Here is a 17,136-nt window from a genome sequence, read left to right as displayed (position 1 = left end):
GCGCGAGGCGCTGGACCGGTGCGTGCGCCGCGAGCGATACGGGTCAAGCCTCCGATGCGTCCTGCCTGTGCCCGGCCAGATGAGCCACAATCCGGTCCACTGAGGCTTCGGCTGACGAGGTGGCGGCGATGACGTGCTCGCCGGGAACGCCGAGACGCTCGCTCGCGGGGTACCAGCCGCGCATGTCCTCGGACGTGAATTCGGTGGCCTGGGGGCGGGTGGCGTGGCGACGCACGGTCTCGGCGAAGGGCACGTCGAAGTAGAAGAAGCTGGTGCGGCCGCGGTGGTCGGCGGCGAGCTGGCGCATCATCGGCCCGTAGCGGGCTGCGGTGAGGATGCCTTCGAGGACGACGTGGTAGCCGGCATCGAGGCTGAATCGGCAGACCGTTGCGATGAGCGCGATGTTCAGGCCGCCGGGGACGTCGTGCTCGCGCAAGACGACTCGGCGGAGGACGTCCTGCTGGACGAGAGCGACGCCACGGCCGAGTCGCGCTCGGACCGCGGTAGCGACCGTGGTCTTGCCGGCGCCGGACGGGCCCCGGAGCACGACCAGCTGGGTGTGTGGTGATCCAGTCGGGCCGCTCGGCGGCGTAGCTGCGGCACGTGCTGCCGTTTGAGCCCCGATTGATCCACCATCGGCGGTCTCGGGGTGCGGTTCGTCGCTCCACGCGGTCACGATGCCCACTAGTACCCGACGAGCCGGATGACGGTGGACGGGACCGCCTCATCTGCGTGCGCATCACACGATGCGCGGGTCTCGGCGGCGGCGCCGAGCTGTGCGGGAATCCGCGTCGGCCGTTTTACGCGCAGGCTTGTCGCCACTGCAAGGCGGCGCGCCAGGTCGCGATCAAGGCTTCGTCGTCGGCGAAGGTGGGCGAGGCGCCGAGCGGTACCCAGGTCTGCTCCACCGGTTCCCCGTCCTCGACGTGCACCACGGAGATCCCGGCGTAGCGCAGCACCTCACCGTCCGGCTCGGCGGAGATGCTAACTTCGCGGCTGGTCACCACCAGCCGCACTTGCCGTTCACCCCATCACACGCCCCTGCCTGCCTCGTAGTCGACATCATCATCGCGCATAGATCATCATCTGTAGCAAGTTCTCCCCTCGTTGTGGCGCGAGTCGCCAGCAGCGCTGGTGGCGGGATCTGCTGACTGGACGTCCGGGTTCCGCGAAGACCGGGATCGTGTCGTTCGGCGCGACGTGTGCCGTGCAATCGTTACGGACGGGGAAAGCGCCTGAGGCGGCGGCAGTCTCGGGAGGGGAGAAAGCTGCCGTCGGTCTCAGGCCCGCGTGCGGCTGCACGGTGACCTTCGCGGTGCGCTCGAGGACAGTAGAGCGCATCTACCCCAGCGGTGATCGCGGATGCGCGCGCACCGCGCGTCGTGTGGTGGAGGTAGGGCTCGTCGGCAACGGGGGACGTGTTGCCGCCGAGCCAAACTGCCGGCGATCGGGACGGTCGGGGACGTGCCGGACCGATCACCTCAGCGCCAGACAAGAGGACTGGCCGCAGCGGAATGACGTCTCGGACCGGAGTTCACCAAGTCGGATGACGCGCCGGTGCCCGGAGCTCGGCAGGGCATCGGCCCCCCGAACCTGCCGAGGTGCCGGACACCGACCGGCTCCTTGTAGCGCCTCGGAGGCCGAAACGGTGTCGCCGCCGGGCCACCTCCACCGAACGAGCCTGGGAAACCACTCGGCAGGGGCTGTCCGAATAGCTCTACGACCCCGTAGTCAAGCCGTGAGTCGGTGGCGGAACGCGATCGCGGGTACTACTGTCAGCGTTCTTCGATGGACTGTGCGTGACAGCCTGTGGGGTGGGGATGGCTGGTCAGCGACGGGCGGGGACGTGGCAGGCGTTCGCCGTGTCGGAGTTCCGGCTGGTGTGGCTGGCCGGGCTGCTCTCGGTCGTGGGAGATCAGCTGGCGCGGGTTGCGCTGTCGATCCTGGTGTTCGAGCGCACCGAGTCGGCAGCGTGGAGCGCCGCCACGTACGCCCTGTCGATGCTCCCCGCGCTGATCTCAGGGGCGCTGCTGGCGTGGCTGGCCGACCGGTTCCCGCGTCGCCGGGTGATGGTCACCTGCGACCTGGTGCGTGCGGCACTGGTGGCGGTGATGGCGGTGCCGGGGGTGCCGTTGTGGGGGCTGGCGGTGCTGCTGGTGCTGGTGCAGTTGGTCGAGGCGCCGTTTTCGGCGGCGCAGGGCGCGGTGCTGCCGGAGATGTTGGGTGCCCGGTACGAGGCAGGTCAGGCGGTGCAGCAGGTCACCACGCAGCTGTGCCTGGTGCTGGGGTTCGCGGCAGCCGCGTTCGTGGTCGCGGGTGTCGGCGCGCACGCCGCGCTGGCCATCGACGCCGGCACCTTCGCCATCTCCGCCGTGCTGATCGGAGCCGGTCTCGGGCCCTATCCGCCGGCCGTCGGCGCCGATGGCGAGCCGGCCGTGACGTCGTGGTGGCACCGCGTCGTTGCGGGCGCCGTTGTGGTAGCCAGGGACCGCAGGCTCGGGACGCTGGTGTGGCTGGGATGGCTGGCGTTGTTCACCGTCGTGCCCGAAGGGCTCGCCGTGCCCTTCGCCCAGCAGATCGGCGCGTCCGGCGGCTGGATCGGGGTGATCCTCGCCGCCGAGCCGGCCGGCGCGGTGCTTGGTGCCTCGCTGCTGCGGTTGATTCCCCGGCACGCGCGGATCCGGGCGCTCGGGGTGCTGGCGGTCGGCACGTCGGTCCCGCTGATGGCGTATTGGGGGCAGCCGCCGCTCGGGGTCGCGCTCGCGCTGCTGTTCGCCTCCGGGGTGTGCTCGGGGTACCAGGTGACGGCGGGCGCGACGTTCGTGCAGCTCACGCCAGCGTCGGTGCGAGGGCGGGCGCTGGGGTTCGCGCGGACCGGGATGATCGCCGGGCAGGGGATCGGGGTCGTGCTCGGCGGGGTGCTCGCGCAGCAGTTCGGTGCGTCGATGGCGATCGCGTGGGCGGGGACCGCGGGAGCGCTGGTCGCGCTCGCCGCAGCCGCGGCCTGGTCGCGCCGGGAACCGGCCGCGATCTCAGCTGTCCTCCCCGCTGAATCCTGACCTCGAAAAGTCGTGGATCTTCGGTGCTACCAGCCCTTGTCGCTCATAGCGCGCTCCTTCCGGACGGGGTGCGGGAGATAGGCCCATTTCGTAGCGGTTCACCAGCCCTTGTCACTCATCAGCTCCACCTTTCTGTGCGGTTTGTCCGGTGACAGATACAGGGGAATGGTCTCAGCCGCCCAGAGGCGTTGCGTTGTCGGGAATTGGCTGACACCCGACTGCAACGCGACTACCCTTGGCGAGCATGTGATTACCGGCACAGAGCGGCGCGGGGAGGCACTGCGATGAGCGACCACGAGATCACACCCAGAGCCTGGTCACCAGCACGGTGGAAGCTCTGGACGCTGCCCAGACGCGTGCAGGCCTTGGTCCTGGCCGTCGACGTCGCCGCACTCGGTGTGCTGGTCCTGGCTGTGCGCACGACGTTGTCTCCGTCGGCTGCCTGGACCACGGCCGCGTGGCTCGCTGCGGCGGCGATGCTGCACCTGCACGCCTCGCACCTCATCGAACGCCGACGACGGGACCGGTCGAACTCGCCGTATGTCGACTTGTGCAGCGTGTGGATTTTCGCCGGCGCCATCGCGCTGCCGCTGGCCCTGGAGCTGTTCCTGGTCGTCGTGATCTATGGGCACCGGTGGGTGCTGGTGAACCGGTTCGACGCGTTCCGCCCGCCGCACCGCACCGTCTTCACCGCCGCCACCCTCGCCCTCTCGGCCTCCGCCGCGTCCGCGGTGCTGCAGCTGACCGGCACCCACGACCACCTCACTCACCTCACCGCCAGCGCCCGACCGGGCTGGGGTGACCTTGCGGCCGTGGTGGCCGCGGGCGGCGTGCAATGGACAGTCAACACCGCCCTCGTCGGCACGGTCATCGCCTGGACGGTGACCATCGAGCATCCCCGCCAAGTCGTCGGCAGTGCCTCGGACAACCTCCTCGAGGTCGCCCAGCTCGCCCTCGGCACGTTCGTCGCGCTCGCGTTGCTGTGGTGGCCCCCGGTGGCGTTGCTGATGATCGTCCCGACGTTCGCGCTGCACCAGTGCGTCCAGCTCGACCAGTACAAGCTCGCCGCCCGCACCGACCAGCGCACCGGCCTCCTCAATGCGGTCACATGGCATGAGCAAGCCGGACATCTGCTGGACCGAGCTGTCGCCACGGATGGTCGGCTCGGTGTCCTCATGGTCGACCTGGACTGGTTCAAACGCATCAACGACAACCATGGTCATCCCGTTGGCGACGATGTTCTCACCCAGGTCGCCGCGGTGCTGGCCAAGACAGTCCGCCGCGGTGACTCCGTTGGCCGCTACGGCGGAGAGGAGTTCGCCGTCCTGCTGCCGGGCGTGGACGAAGACGAAGCCCACGTCATTGCCGAACGCATCCGCGCCCGGATCCGGGCACTGTGCATGACCGCACCGGACGGTTCGCCCATTCTCCTGTCCGCCACGATCGGCGCGGCGCTCTACCCGACGATTCCCGACACCACCCTGGACGGTCTCATCCGGGCGGCCGATGACGCGCTCTACGCGGGCAAGAACGCCGGCCGCAACCAGGTCGCCATAGCGCGCTGACCATCGCACTTAGGGGCTATGCCGAGCTGAGCGACGTCGCTCGACAGCCGGAAACGAGGGCAGGGTGGACCTGGGCTCGGGCCCCCTCGCGGAAGATGGTGAAGAGTCCGCGGCAACGGACCCTCGCGCGCTTCGAGCCTCGCCTGGACGGTTCGACAGAGGTTCTGGGTCTTACGCCCCCTTGTCGTAACGAGCGACCAGATGTGTTCCCTGTTTGAGACAAACACTGGAAAAAGCGTCGCTGCCAGGGCCGACGCGTGCAGCGCGTGATCACGCCGTGAAGCAGTGGCCGAAATTGGATCTAACTAGCAAGGAAGATGCATTCGGTGAATATTACGTTCGAGTAACGGCTATTACGGAGAATATGACAGATTGTTGCCGACGGTCACGCGGCGGACAAGGATCTCCGTAACCTGGCCACGTGCCGAGGATCTCCACCTGGACGGCAATCCGGGAACCTCGCCGAGGCCGACTCGCCTGGACGATTTGATCAAGGAGGATTCCGGTGTCTCCACTGGTGGGCAGATCCATGCCCTCGTACCGCCCGCGCCCCGGGCGGAGAAAATCGGCCCTGCCGGCCGAAGTCGACCCCGCAGTGAAAGCGCTGAAAAAGTGGCTGCGCGGATTCGTCGGTGACATGTCGCTGGAGGACGTCGCCGCAGCCGCGAGGTACTCCATCAGCGCCGTGTCGAGCGCGCTCGGTGGCGCCGAGCTGCCCAAACTGCGGCTGGTCCAGGGCATCGCGGCCGGCGTGAACGCACCGGCGCACGAGGCCCACCGGCTCTGGTGGGCCGCCGCGCTGGAGGAGTTCACCAAGCGCCATCCGGACCCGCCGGCCGACCCGGTCGCCCAGCTCGCGCAGGACCTGCGCCGCGTCATGCTCCGCAACGACCTGGGCAAGACCGAGGTGCTACGTCGAATGGTCCGGCTGTGCGAGTCCAAGGGCAACGTCACCACGGCGATGTCGCGGGCCACCCTCTGTCGGCTGCTGGCCGGGGCGACACTGCCGCGGACCGACCAAATGTCTGTCTTCCTGCGAGTGCTGAACCTGCGCGACGACGAAGTCGACGCATTGATCAGCCGCTACGAGCGGCTCACGGCCGCACGCCGCGGCGGGCGGCAACCGGTGGCATCGGCACGCCAGCAGGTCACGATCGGCGCCGGCCGATGAGCGGCGGCAACGTCATCGGGCTGATCGAGAAGATCGTCACCAGCACCCCGAACACTCTCCGGACGGTGCTGGCAATCGTGTTCGTGATCGTCACCGTGGCGTTCTGTTTATGGGTGCTGCAGGCCAACTTGACGGCTGGGCCGATCAGCGTCACCGGCCGGGAACCGGTCGAGACCGGTCCCGCACCCTGCGTGCCGGACACCGCGACGAGGACGGTGTCGGTTGTCTGCAGCCGCTGACCGGCCGCGTCCAACGCCTTCCCGGTCTGCCGACACCGGATCCGGCGACGTCACCGCCGCCGGATCCGGTGATCTGCTTGCCACCGAGGCCGCCGCCGTCGAGGGTGACCCTCGGGCCGTCGAACGGTTGCTGGCCGCGATCCGTCCGCTGGTGGTGCGGTACTGCCGCGCCCGGATCGGTCACAAGGAGTGCGCAGGAATCTCGGCTGACGACGTCGCGCAGGAAGTGTGCCTCGCAGTGCTGACCGCGCTGCCCAATTACCGGGATAGTGGACGGCCATTCCTGGCTTTCGTCTACGGGATCGCCCAGCACAAGGTGGCCGACGCGCGTCGTGCGGCAGCCCGCAACCGGGCCGAACCGGTCCCCGAGCTGCCCGAACAACATGCCACCGGGCGCGGGCCCGAGAGCGATGCCTTGGCTGGCGAACTCAACAAGCGCATGAGCGAGGCGCTAAGGCTCCTGCCGCTGCGCCAGCGAGAGGTCGTCGTCTTGCGCGTCGTCGTCGGTCTCTCGGCGGAGGAGACCAGTGACGCCTTGGGGATCTCGCCGGGCGGGGTCCGGGTGGCACAGCACCGCGCGTTGGCCCAATTGCGCAAGGTCTGGGTCGACGCTGAAGATTGACCCGCATCACGCCGGTGATCGCCCAAACGATCTGCGTCCAGCGGTCTAGTCCAGTGGACCGCGCCGTGCAGTGCCGCGAGTACCTCGGCGGCCTTCGGCTGGCCGACCGCCGCGCCTGGGACCTCGTCGGATTGCTGGCCGTTAACGTGGTGAGGCCGACGCCCTTCGGTAGGTCAAGACCACATCGATCGCCGAGTCGACGAGAGTCTGACGATGCTGCACGCGCACCGCGACGAGCCGGTGTCCGGTCACCTCGTCACCACGGCGGGCTCTCTGACCGCCGGCTACGCCGCCCAGGCGGCTGCAGCGACGCGGCGCCGTGGAAGCGTGACATGACATCGACGCCGAGCCGGAAACGGTGGTGATCTTGATCAGACGTCTGTTGACGTGCGCGAGTGGCGCCCATTGACTTCGAGTCGGCTTTCGGGAGCCTCGTGGGCCTGACACAGCGTGTAGATGACGTTGTCGAAAATGATCAGTACGGCAATGTCGAATAGAAGGAGCGGAAGACCGACAACACGGCGCTGGCCCGGGTGCCCGGTCCGATGCTCTGGGTCGTCACTTGGCCCCGGTGGCCGACGGCGGTCATCAGGTTGCGGGACTTGACCGAGTTCGCGACCAGCGTCCGCCGTGGACCTTGATGGCGAGGTGATCGGCGGGCACGGCCGTCCGCGCTCTCTGCGAAAGCTCTGGGCATCGCCCGAGGACGGGCCGCTCATCGAAGGCAAATCCGCGAGGGTGGACCCGGGCGTAGGTCCAGGTCCACCCTCGGAAGAGGGTGAGGAGTCCGCGGCAACGGATCCTCGCGTGCTTCGAGCCTCGCCTGGACGATTCGACGGAGGTTCTCGGCCTTACGCTCTCTTGTCGTAATGAACGACCAGAAGCGTTCCCAGTCTGAGACAAACAGCGGAGAAAGCGTCCCTACCTGGGGCGACGTCTCCAACGCATGATCACATGTGAGGTTCGATTTCAGTACCCCGTGGGCCGCACCCGGCTCGGCCGCCTTACGCCGCGGTGGGCATTAACGGCCTTCGCGTCGCTGGACGGTGAGCTATGCCGTCGACAAACACGTCGCATCGAACTGGACACGCAGAAGACCAAGCGGGCGCCAGGTAGCCGAGCGCGTGCCCGGTTCCTAAGTCGCGTCAGCGCTGGCAGCTCATGCGGAACCCCACTCGACGCCGGCTGCCTCGAACCGGTCCAGGTAGAGCAACACCCCTCGCACCTCTTTGGCGATGAGCCTGCAGCCGGAAGTGTAGCTCGACTCGGCCTCAGCTAAGCCAGGCAGATTGCCTGCGCAGGTATGTGATGGACGTCCGGCCACCCAGTCGTGTAACGCTGCGATCTGAGAGGCAGGAGGCGTCACATGGCCGCGAAGGTGCTGATCACGCCGCTCTGTCCTGAGCGCCTGATCTCAAGATCGTAATCATCTAACTCGGCGTCAGTAGTTCCGCGGCGCTTGACTGCACCCATAAGCAGGCGCCTGAGTTGCTCAGGATCGTCGGGCTTTGCCTGTGCGGTAAAGGAATAGATTTCCTCACCACGCCGGAGGAGGGTCAGGTCCAGCAGCACTGCGCCATCAGTACCTGGGACCGGTCCTTCGATTGGCGGCTCGGCAACTGTCGGCGTCCATGTGTCATCGATGACCTCACCTGTGTTGACTACGCAGGGTCGAATGCCGCGCCCGGCGCCGCTGAGCATGCCCCAGGTCCGTAGAAGTCCAAGAGCGCGGTGCGCGGTGCCGACGCTGACGCTGAACTGCTTCGCGACGTCTTTGACCGACGGTGCGGTGGCTCCATCCGCGATGTCTCCGACGAGAATCCGGTTCCTAAGGGTTGACGCGATCTCCTCGTACGGAGCTGCAGGTGCTGTCTTCGCTCGTTCTTCCGGCGTCATCCGGTCAGGCGGTCTGGGAGGTACGTGCTCCAGCAGGATTGTCGAAGCTCGCTGATCAGCTTCCGTCACCCAGGCGGCATAGATTTTCAAGGTCGTAGTGCCTCCGCCTGAGTGGCCGAGCCGCCCGGCCACCGTGCGGATGTCAACGCCGGCGACGATCAGTTCGGTTGCTGAGTAGTGGCGTACGCGGCGGATGGTGGTGTTGATACCGAGCCGGGCGGCGAGCCGGTTGTATCGCTGGGTGAGTGTTGTGGGCTTGTAGGGCTCGCTGCCGTCGGGCTGCAGGGAGAAGATGAACGACTCGTCGCTGATCGTCAGCCCATGCTTCGCCGCAACCTCCTCGCAGTAGGTGCGGTAGTCGATCAGGAGCGCGGTGGTCTGGTCGTCGAGTGCGATGTGGCGGCGCTGGCCCGATTTGGTGTCCTTCTCCCAGATCTCGGCTCCGTCTTGGACCGTGTTGCGGTGGAAGTACAGGACCTTGCGCTTGAGGTCGAAATGCTTCCAGCGCAGCCCGCACAGCTCGGCTCGCCGAGGGCTGGTCGTGAAGGCGACCCAGACGAGTGTGCCAAAGAACACATCTTGCCAGGCTGCGTTCAGGATCCTGGCTGCCTCGTCCGGCGTCGGGGGCTGAGGGTCTGGTTGCGGAGCGCTTGGCGGGTCTGCCAAGGTCATGGGGTTGATGGTCACCCATTCCCAGCGCCGTACACGCTCGTACGCGCCGGAGAGGAAGAAGTGGATCTTGCGGATTGTCCAGTCCGCAAGGGGCTTGCACTCGTGGGGTGCGCAGCGGGCATCACAGGTGTGCCGCCGGTGGGTCCGGTGCTGGATGAACGGGCGAGTGCAGTGATCGCGACAGCGGCCGAGCTCGGCGTAATAGCGGTCGAGGTCAAGGGCGCCAAGTTGTGCGGGGTAGGAACCGATCAGTGGATGGATGTGCTTGTCCGCGTACCGGATGAGCGTCCGCCGTGTGCTCTCGGCGACCTTCATATAGGGCACATGAGCGTTGACGACCTGGCTTACGGTCGCCTTCGTCTTCGGGTGCCTGTCTTCGTCGACGGCGACAAGAAGCTTGCGCAACACCTTGTCAGCTTTGACTTCGGCGTCTGGCCCTGCAGGGACGACCTCGGTGAAGTAGTTGCGCTTCTTCGTCAGCCTGTCCTGGCCGGCATAGACGCGGACACGGAGGGCTCCGCTAGGGAGCTGATCGATTCCGCCCTTCGGGCGACGGCCTGAGTGGCCTTGAGACGTGATCTTGCTGGCCATAGATATGACAATAACGCCGTTCGCGTCACGAGCGGCGTCACGTCGCCTCCCCACGGTGATCCGAGGGAGGGCTTGACCTGCGTGCCCTCGGCAGGATTCGAACCTGCGACACCTGCCTCCGGAGGGCAGTGCTCTATCCCCTGAGCTACGAGGGCCCATCGCTGGGCGACTCGGAAAGCTTAGCGCATCGCGGCGACCCCTCGCGCGCAGGTGGGGCCAGTGGTGAACTTGCTGGTCAGCGCAGTGAAAGTTGATCCACTCGGCCGGTCGTCGCTAGCGTGGGAAGCCCACCTGAAGGAGCCGAGATGGTCAAGCCGTTCCAGGTGTCTCTCGATGAGGCCGATGTCGCCGATCTGCGGGAGCGGCTGCGGCGGACTCGGTGGCCTGAGGCCGAGACCGTCGGGGACTGGTCTCAGGGGGTTCCGCTCTCCTACGTGCAGGAGCTCTGCCGGGACTGGGCCGAAGAGTACGACTTCGGGTTCGCCGGGCGGCTCAACGCCTTTCCGCAGTTCCGGGCCGAGGTGGACGGGGGCGGGCTGCACTTCGTGCACCTGCGGTCGCCGGAGGCCGATGCCTTGCCTCTGGTCCTCACCCATGGCTGGCCCGGTTCCGTCACCGAGTTCCTCGACGTCTTCGGGCCGCTCAGCGATCCGGCCAAGTACGGCGGTGATCCGCGGGACGCTTTCCACGTCGTCGCTCCTTCTCTGCCCGGGTTCGGGTGGAGTGACAAGCCCGCCCTCAAGATCGCGCGCGTTGCCGAGCTCTTCGATCTGCTCATGCAGGAACTCGGCTATGACCGCTACGGCGCTCAGGGTGGTGACTGGGGTGCCGCCGTCACGAACGCCCTCGCGCGGTCCGGGCGGGTTGCCGGGGTGCACGTCAACTTCGCTCCCGTGCGCATGACCCTGGACGATCCGACGCCGGAGGAGCGCCAGGCGCTCGCCGATCTCGAGGAGTTCCGGCGGACCGGGAGCGGGTACTCCGCGCAGCAGGGCACGCGGCCGCAGACGCTCGGCTACGGCCTGACCGACTCGCCCGCCGGGCAGGCCGCCTGGATCGCCGAGAAGTTCTGGGCCTGGACCGACAACAAGGGGCACCCGGAGGACGCCGTCGACCGGCAGAAGATCCTCGACGACGTCTCCGTCTACTGGTTCACCGCCACGGCGACGTCGTCGGCGCGGATGTACTGGGAGAACAACGACCGGGACCTGTCCACTGTGGAGGTGCCGGCCGGGGTTTCGGTGTTCCCGCGCGAGATCGTGCGGCCGTCGCGGCGGCAGGTCGAGCAGCGCTACACCGACCTGCGGTGGTTCGAGGAACTGCCCGTCGGCGGGCACTTCGCCGCGCTGGAGCAGCCCGAGCTGTTCGTCGAGCAGGTCCGCGGCTTCTTCCGGCTGGTGCGCTAGCCGGCGGCGAAGGGTGACCGTCCGCCGGGTGGGAAACCCCGCCTGGTGGATTGGTGCGCGCAGATCCGGGTAGTAGCTTTCGGGTGGGTGAACTTAGGCTGCCCTCTGTTGCACATATGCGCATCCGACTATATGTTGGGGCCTGACCACGGAACGGAGGCGGAATGGGACACGGCCACGGACACGGGCACACGAGCGCGCCCGCGAGCGCGTCGGGCCGGTACGTGCGGAGCCTGACCATCGCCCTCTGCATCGGCGCCGGCTTCATGGTGCTCGAGTTCGTCGTCGGCTTCACGACCGGCTCGCTGGCCCTCATCTCCGACGCCGCGCACATGTTCACCGACGTACTCGGGGTCGGCATGGCGCTGGCCGCGATCGTCCTCGCGCGGCGCAGCGGCCCCACGGTCAGCCGCACCTTCGGGCTCTACCGCGCCGAAGTCCTGGCCGCGCTGGCCAACGCGGTCCTGCTGTTCGGCGTCGCGGGGTACGTGCTCGTCGAGGCCGTCGGCCGGATCGGCGACCCGCCCGCGGTGCCCGGCCTGCCCGTGCTGCTGGCCGCGACGGCCGGCCTCGCGGCCAACATCGTCTCCTTCGCCGTCCTGCGCTCGGGCGCCAAGGAGAGCCTCAACGTCCGCGGCGCGTACCTCGAGGTGCTGGCCGACCTGATCGGCTCGGTCGGTGTGCTGATCAGCGGCGCGCTGACGCTGCTGACAGGCTGGCGCTACGCCGACCCGATCATCGGTGTCGCGATCGGGTTGTTCGTGCTGCCGCGCACGTGGACGCTGGCCCGCCGGGCGCTGCGCATCCTGTTCCAGCACGCGCCCCAGGGCGTCGACGTCGGGGCGATCAACGCCGAGCTGGCCGCGCTGCCGGGCGTCGCGGACGTCCACGACCTGCACGTCTGGACGCTGACGTCGGGCATGGAGGTGGCTTCGGCGCACCTGACGCTGGCGCCGCCCGCCAAGCAGTCGGACGTGCTGACGGAGGCGCAGAACCTGCTGTCTTCGCGCTACGCGATCGAACACGCGACGCTGCAGGTGGAGGCGCCGCAGTGTGCGCGGCGGTGCCAGGAACTGTCCTGGTAGCTACGCCGGCAGCGGCTGGGCGCCCCGGCCCGAGAGCATCAGCTTGATCTGGTCCATCTCCGCGCCCTGCGACGCGAGGATGCTGGTCACCAGCGCCTTCAGCGCCGGCAGCGTCGAGTGCGCCGCCGCGTACTGGGCCATCGACGTCCCGCCCTCGTGGTGGCGGAGCATCAGCTGCAGGAAGTAGACGTCGAACTCGCGGCCCGACAGCGAGCGCAGCTTCTTCAGCTCCGTGTCCGACGCCATGCCCGGCATCAGCGCGCCGCCCGCGGGGTTGACCGACGACGTGCCCATCGACATGCCCGGCATGTCACCGTGGCCCGCCATCGGTTCCGTCATCCACTTCATCGGCGCGCCGATCGCCTGCTCGGGCTGGTCCCACAGCATGAGCCAGCCCTTCATGCGGCCGACCTGCTCCAGCTGCGTGCGCTCGATGTCGAACGACAGCTGCTTGATCTCCGGGTCGGTCGTGCGGTCGCGGGCGATGCCCGCCATCGTCACCGCCTGGAGGTGGTGCGTCGACATGTCCTGGGCGAAGCCGACCTCGACCGAGCCGGCGGCCGGGGTGGCCGCCGTCCCGGAGTCGTCGACGGCGCGGGTGAGGAACATCCCCGCCGCCCCGCCGATCAGCAGGACCGCCAGCAGCGTCCCGCCGATGATCACCCAGCGCGACCAGGTCGGCTGCTCGGTGACCTCTTCGGTGTCGAAGTCGGTGTCGAGGTCGGCTTCGGCCATCACTTGGTCGGGGTCGGCGAAGCCGGAGCGGACGACGACGCCGGCGGCTGCGAAGCGGGCATGCCCTGCTCACCTTGCGCGGCGGTGCTGCCCTTGTAGTCCATCGGCTTGGCGTCCGGGCCCGGCTTGGACGCGTCGAACGGCGGCGGGTTGTCCGGGTCGAACTGGCCCGGGACGGCGTCGCAGGACGCGCCGACCTCGGGGTAGACGCCGTTCGGGTTGCTCCGCAGCGCGGCGATGAACTCGTCGATCCGCGCGTCGCCGGCGTCGTCCAGCTTCAGCTGGTGGCCCCACGACTGCAGCGAGATCGGCTTGTCCAGGCCCGGGTACGGCGACATCATCGTGAACGGCTTGTCCTTGGCGCGCACGCTCAGCAGGTTGAGCGCCTCACCGGTGACCTGCTGCGGGTTGTAGGCGATCCAGACGGCGCCGTGCTCGAGCGCGTGCACCATGTTCTCGGTGCGGACGGCGGTCGGGTAGACGATGCCGGTGCAGGTGGCCCACGTCTGGTCGTGCGGGCCGCCGAACGGCGGGGTCTTGTCGTAGGCCACGCGCTCGGTCGGGAGCACGTGCACGCTGCCGGTGTAGGTGGCCGTGACCACGCCCGGGATGCGCTTCGACGGGTCCGGGTCCTGCGCGCTCGGCGCGAACGACGCGGCGGCGGCCTCGCGGTCGGCCTGCTCACGCTTGGGCGCGGACTTCACCATGTAGTAGGTGATCACGGCGCCGAGCAGGGCGACGATGGCCACGACGGCGATGATCGTGCCCCACGGCGTGCCCTTCTTGCTCACCACGGAACCGCGGGCCGCCTTCACCGCCGACCCCTTTTTCCGAGTTGTCCCGTTCGCCATGGCTCCCGCGTTCTCCCTCTGGTGGCTGCGGACGGATTCCCGCCCGGGCCAGTGTAGAGACCGGCCGTCTGATCACCGTTAACGCCTCACGCACCCACCCGCCGAGACCGATGAAACCTCCCCACCAGGGCACACCTAGAATTCGGCAAGTGACTCCCGCCGCTCTCGCCGACCTGGTCCGCAGCTCCGCCGTGCAGGTACTGACCGCACGCGGCATCGACGACACCGTGCTGCCGGAGCAGGTGACCATCGAACGCCCGCGCAACCCCGACCACGGCGACTACGCGACGAACCTGGCCCTGCAGGTGGCCAAGAAGGCCGGGCTGAAGCCGCGCGAGTTCGCCGAAGCGCTCGCCGAGGCCGTCTCGGCGGACGACGGCGTCACCTCGGCCGAGGTGGCGGGCCCCGGCTTCCTCAACTTCCGGCTCGCCGCGGCCGCGCAGGGCGACATCGTGCGCCAGGTGCTCGAGGCCGGCGCCGCGTTCGGCCGCGGGGACGCGCTGACCGGCACGAAGATCAACCTCGAGTTCGTCTCGGCGAACCCGACCGGCCCGATCCACCTGGGCGGCACCCGCTGGGCCGCGGTCGGCGACGCGCTCGGCCGCGTGCTGGCCGCGCAGGGCGGCGACGTCACGCGCGAGTACTACTTCAACGACGCCGGCGCCCAGATCGACCGGTTCGTCCGGTCGCTGATCGCCGCCGCGAAGGGCGAGCCCGCACCCGAGGACGGCTACGCGGGCGGCTACATCAACGACATCGCCGCCGAGGTCATCAAGGCCGAGCCGAGCGCGCTCTCGCTGCCGGAGGAGCAGCGGCACGAGACGTTCCGCCGGATCGGCATCAACCTCATGTTCGGCGAGATCAAGCAGAGCCTGCACGAGTTCGGCACCGACTTCGACGTCTACTTCCACGAGAACTCGCTCCACGAGTCGGGCGCGGTCGGCGCGGCCGTCCAGGAGCTGAAGGACTCCGGCAACCTCTACTTCGACGAGGGCGCCTGGTGGCTGAAGTCGAAGGAGTACGGCGACGACAAGGACCGCGTCGTCATCAAGCAGGACGGCAACCCGGCCTACATCGCCGGCGACCTGGCCTACTTCAAGGACAAGCGCAACCGCGGCTTCGACCTCTGCATCTACATGCTCGGCGCGGACCACCACGGCTACATCGCGCGCCTCAAGGCGGCGGCCGCGGCGTTCGGCGACGACCCGGCCACGGTCGAGGTGCTGATCGGCCAGATGGTCAACCTGGTCAGCGACGGCAAGCCGGTGCGGATGTCCAAGCGCGCGGGCACCGTGATCACCATGGAGGACCTCGTCGAGGCCGTCGGCGTCGACCCGGCCCGCTACGAGCTGATCCGCTACTCGGTCGACTCCACTTTGGACGTCGACCTGGACCTGCTGCGCAAGCACTCCAACGACAACCCCGTCTACTACGTCCAGTACGCCCACTCGCGGATCCGCTCGATCGAGCGGGCGGCGGGCGACCTCGGTCTCAAGTCCGATGTGGACGTCGATTTCGGACTCCTGACCTCCGCCGCCGAGGGCGACCTGATCCGCACCATCGGCGAGTTCCCGGAAACCGTGCGCCGCGCCGCCGAAATGCGCGAGCCGCACCGGATCGCGCGCTACCTCGAAGAACTCGCGGGCGCCTTCCACAAGTCCTACAACTCGAGCCGCGTGCTGCCCATGGGCGACGAAGAGGTCACTCCGCTGACGTACTCGCGCCTCGCGATGTACCAGGCGGCGCGCCAGGTGCTGGCGAACGGCCTCGCGCTGCTCGGTGTCTCCGCTCCGGAACGGATGTAAGAAATGGCGCACCCCGCGGGCCCCAGGCACGCCGACGTCTACCCCCACGCCGACACCTCCGGGCTCCAGCCGTCGGGGGCCGAGGAACTCGACAAGCTCCCCGCGAAGGTGTGGCCCCGCAACACCTTCCGCGCCGGCGACGGCGTCGTGCGGATCGCCGGGGTCGACGTCCGCGAGCTCGCCGAGAAGCACGGCACGCCCCTGTTCGTCGTCGACGAAGCCGACTTCAAGTCCCGCTGCGCGGACTACGCCGAGGCGTTCGACGACCCCTCGCTCGTGCACTACGCGTCGAAGGCGTTCCTCTCCATCGAGATCGCCCGCTGGGTGGCCGAGCAGGGGCTGAGCCTCGACGTCTGCAGCGGCGGCGAGCTCGCCGTGGCGCAGCGCGCGGACTTCCCGGCCGAGCGGATCACCTTCCACGGCAACAACAAGTCGCCCGCGGAGCTCGAGGCCGCGGTCGCCGCCGGGGTGGGCACGATCGTGCTCGACTCGTACTTCGAGATCGCGCGGCTGGGCGACATCGCCGCGCGCCACGACGTCGTGCAGCCGGTGCTCATCCGGGTCACCGTCGGCGTCGAGGCGCACACCCACGAGTTCATCGCGACCGCCCACGAAGACCAGAAGTTCGGCTTCTCCCTCGCGAGCGGCGACGCCGCCGAGGCGGTCCGCCGGGTCCTGAACGCGCGCTCGCTCAAGCTCGTCGGCCTGCACAGCCACATCGGTTCGCAGATCTTCGACGCCGACGGCTTCGAGGTCGCCGCCCGCCGCGTCGTCGGGCTGCTCGCCGACCTGGCCAAGGAGCACGGCCCCGAGCTGCTCGACCAGCTGAGCCTGGTCGACCTCGGCGGCGGCTTCGGCATCGCCTACACCGAGAAGGACAACCCGCCGCCACCGGCGCAGATGATCACCCAGATCCGCGAGATCGTCCGCAAGGAGTGCGCGTACGCGGGCCTGCCGGTGCCGCGCATCGCGGGTGAGCCGGGCCGCGCGATCGCCGGTCCCGGCACCGTCACGCTGTACGAAGTCGGCACGATCAAGGACGTCTCGCTCGGCGACGACGCGGTGCGCCGGTACGTCAGCGTCGACGGCGGGATGAGCGACAACATCCGCACCGCGCTGTACGACGCCGTGTACGACGTGCGGCTGGTTTCCCGCTCCGCGGAAGACGCCGGCCGCCCCGTGCAGGCCGTGTTGTCCCGCGTGGTGGGAAAACACTGTGAGTCCGGCGACATCGTCGTACGAGACTGCTGGCTGCCCGACACGCTGGCTCCCGGTGACCTGCTGGCCGTGGCGGCGACCGGTGCCTACTGCTACTCGATGGCGAGCACGTACAACCGGCAGCCCCGCCCGGCCGTGGTCGCCGTGCGCAACGGCGGCTCCCGGCTGCTGCTGCGGCGCGAGACGACCGACGACATGCTGCGCCTGGAGGTCTGAACACA

The 17,136-nt window shown here is 68.6% G+C and carries 14 protein-coding genes and 1 tRNA gene; 9 read left to right on the top strand and 6 right to left on the bottom strand.

The features are described 5' to 3' along the window. Positions 1-43 precede the first annotated feature (43 nt). The gene (locus tag ACIQWX_RS33350) at positions 44-547 is read right to left on the bottom strand and encodes a kinase (RefSeq protein ID WP_400879617.1); all 504 of its coding nucleotides are present in this window, start codon (positions 545-547) and stop codon (positions 44-46) included. Positions 548-800: 253 nt separating this feature from the next. Beyond that, positions 801-1,016, bottom strand: coding sequence for a hypothetical protein (locus ACIQWX_RS33345; RefSeq protein WP_400879615.1), 216 nt, complete (start codon positions 1,014-1,016; stop codon positions 801-803). Between the two features lie 804 nt (positions 1,017-1,820). Here ACIQWX_RS33345 and ACIQWX_RS33340 point away from each other — a divergent pair. The 5 genes from ACIQWX_RS33340 to shbA all read left to right on the top strand — a co-directional run bounded on the left by ACIQWX_RS33340 (position 1,821) and on the right by shbA (position 6,656). Then, positions 1,821-3,059, top strand: coding sequence for an MFS transporter (locus ACIQWX_RS33340; RefSeq protein ID WP_400879612.1), 1,239 nt, complete (start codon positions 1,821-1,823; stop codon positions 3,057-3,059). A gap of 284 nt (positions 3,060-3,343) precedes the next feature. Next, positions 3,344-4,624: a diguanylate cyclase gene (locus ACIQWX_RS33335; protein ID WP_400879609.1), complete on the top strand. Its 1,281-nt coding sequence runs from the start codon at positions 3,344-3,346 to the stop codon at positions 4,622-4,624. A gap of 505 nt (positions 4,625-5,129) precedes the next feature. Then, positions 5,130-5,795, top strand: coding sequence for a hypothetical protein (locus ACIQWX_RS33330; protein ID WP_400879606.1), 666 nt, complete (start codon positions 5,130-5,132; stop codon positions 5,793-5,795). Further along, positions 5,792-6,034 carry a hypothetical protein gene (locus tag ACIQWX_RS33325; protein ID WP_400879604.1) on the top strand — a complete coding sequence of 81 codons (243 nt, stop codon included), beginning with the start codon at positions 5,792-5,794 and terminating at the stop codon, positions 6,032-6,034. The genes ACIQWX_RS33330 and ACIQWX_RS33325 overlap by 4 nt, the downstream gene beginning before the upstream one ends. A 73-nt stretch (positions 6,035-6,107) precedes the next feature. Beyond that, complete coding sequence (gene shbA / locus ACIQWX_RS33320; protein WP_400879838.1) at positions 6,108-6,656, top strand: RNA polymerase sigma factor ShbA; 549 nt, start codon at positions 6,108-6,110, stop codon at positions 6,654-6,656. A 1,362-nt stretch (positions 6,657-8,018) separates the two neighbouring features. Here the strand turns inward: shbA and ACIQWX_RS33315 are convergent. Next, the gene (locus ACIQWX_RS33315; protein WP_400879601.1) at positions 8,019-9,815 is read right to left on the bottom strand and encodes a tyrosine-type recombinase/integrase; all 1,797 of its coding nucleotides are present in this window, start codon (positions 9,813-9,815) and stop codon (positions 8,019-8,021) included. 82 nt (positions 9,816-9,897) lie between these two features. Beyond that, a tRNA-Arg gene (locus ACIQWX_RS33310) sits at positions 9,898-9,970 on the bottom strand. Positions 9,971-10,120: 150 nt separating this feature from the next. On the opposite strand from ACIQWX_RS33310, the gene ACIQWX_RS33305 reads away from it, so the two are divergent. Next, positions 10,121-11,221 (top strand): epoxide hydrolase family protein, encoded by a 1,101-nt coding sequence (locus tag ACIQWX_RS33305; RefSeq protein WP_400879598.1) that lies wholly within the window; start codon positions 10,121-10,123, stop codon positions 11,219-11,221. Between the two features lie 164 nt (positions 11,222-11,385). Next, positions 11,386-12,306: a cation diffusion facilitator family transporter gene (locus ACIQWX_RS33300; RefSeq protein ID WP_400879594.1), complete on the top strand. Its 921-nt coding sequence runs from the start codon at positions 11,386-11,388 to the stop codon at positions 12,304-12,306. On the opposite strand, the gene ACIQWX_RS33295 is transcribed toward ACIQWX_RS33300, so the two are convergent. After that, entirely contained in the window at positions 12,307-13,041 is a 735-nt protein-coding gene (locus ACIQWX_RS33295) for a DUF305 domain-containing protein (protein ID WP_400879591.1), read from the bottom strand. Further along, on the bottom strand, positions 13,041-13,856 hold the full coding sequence (locus tag ACIQWX_RS33290; protein WP_400879588.1) for a DUF3105 domain-containing protein: 816 nt from the start codon (positions 13,854-13,856) through the stop codon (positions 13,041-13,043). Before ACIQWX_RS33290 ends, ACIQWX_RS33295 begins: the two co-directional genes overlap by 1 nt. A gap of 185 nt (positions 13,857-14,041) precedes the next feature. Here ACIQWX_RS33290 and argS point away from each other — a divergent pair, with 185 nt between their 5' ends. Together argS and lysA are read left to right on the top strand one after the other, a co-directional pair. Further along, positions 14,042-15,697 carry an arginine--tRNA ligase gene (gene argS / locus ACIQWX_RS33285; RefSeq protein ID WP_400879585.1) on the top strand — a complete coding sequence of 552 codons (1,656 nt, stop codon included), beginning with the start codon at positions 14,042-14,044 and terminating at the stop codon, positions 15,695-15,697. Between the two features lie 3 nt (positions 15,698-15,700). Continuing rightward, complete coding sequence (gene lysA, locus ACIQWX_RS33280; RefSeq protein WP_400879582.1) at positions 15,701-17,131, top strand: diaminopimelate decarboxylase; 1,431 nt, start codon at positions 15,701-15,703, stop codon at positions 17,129-17,131. Positions 17,132-17,136 lie beyond the last annotated feature (5 nt).

Origin of the sequence: Amycolatopsis sp. NPDC098790 (assembly GCF_044759945.1) — a bacterium.
Classification (GTDB): domain Bacteria; phylum Actinomycetota; class Actinomycetes; order Mycobacteriales; family Pseudonocardiaceae; genus Amycolatopsis.
This window is presented reverse-complemented; position numbering and strand designations above follow the sequence as displayed.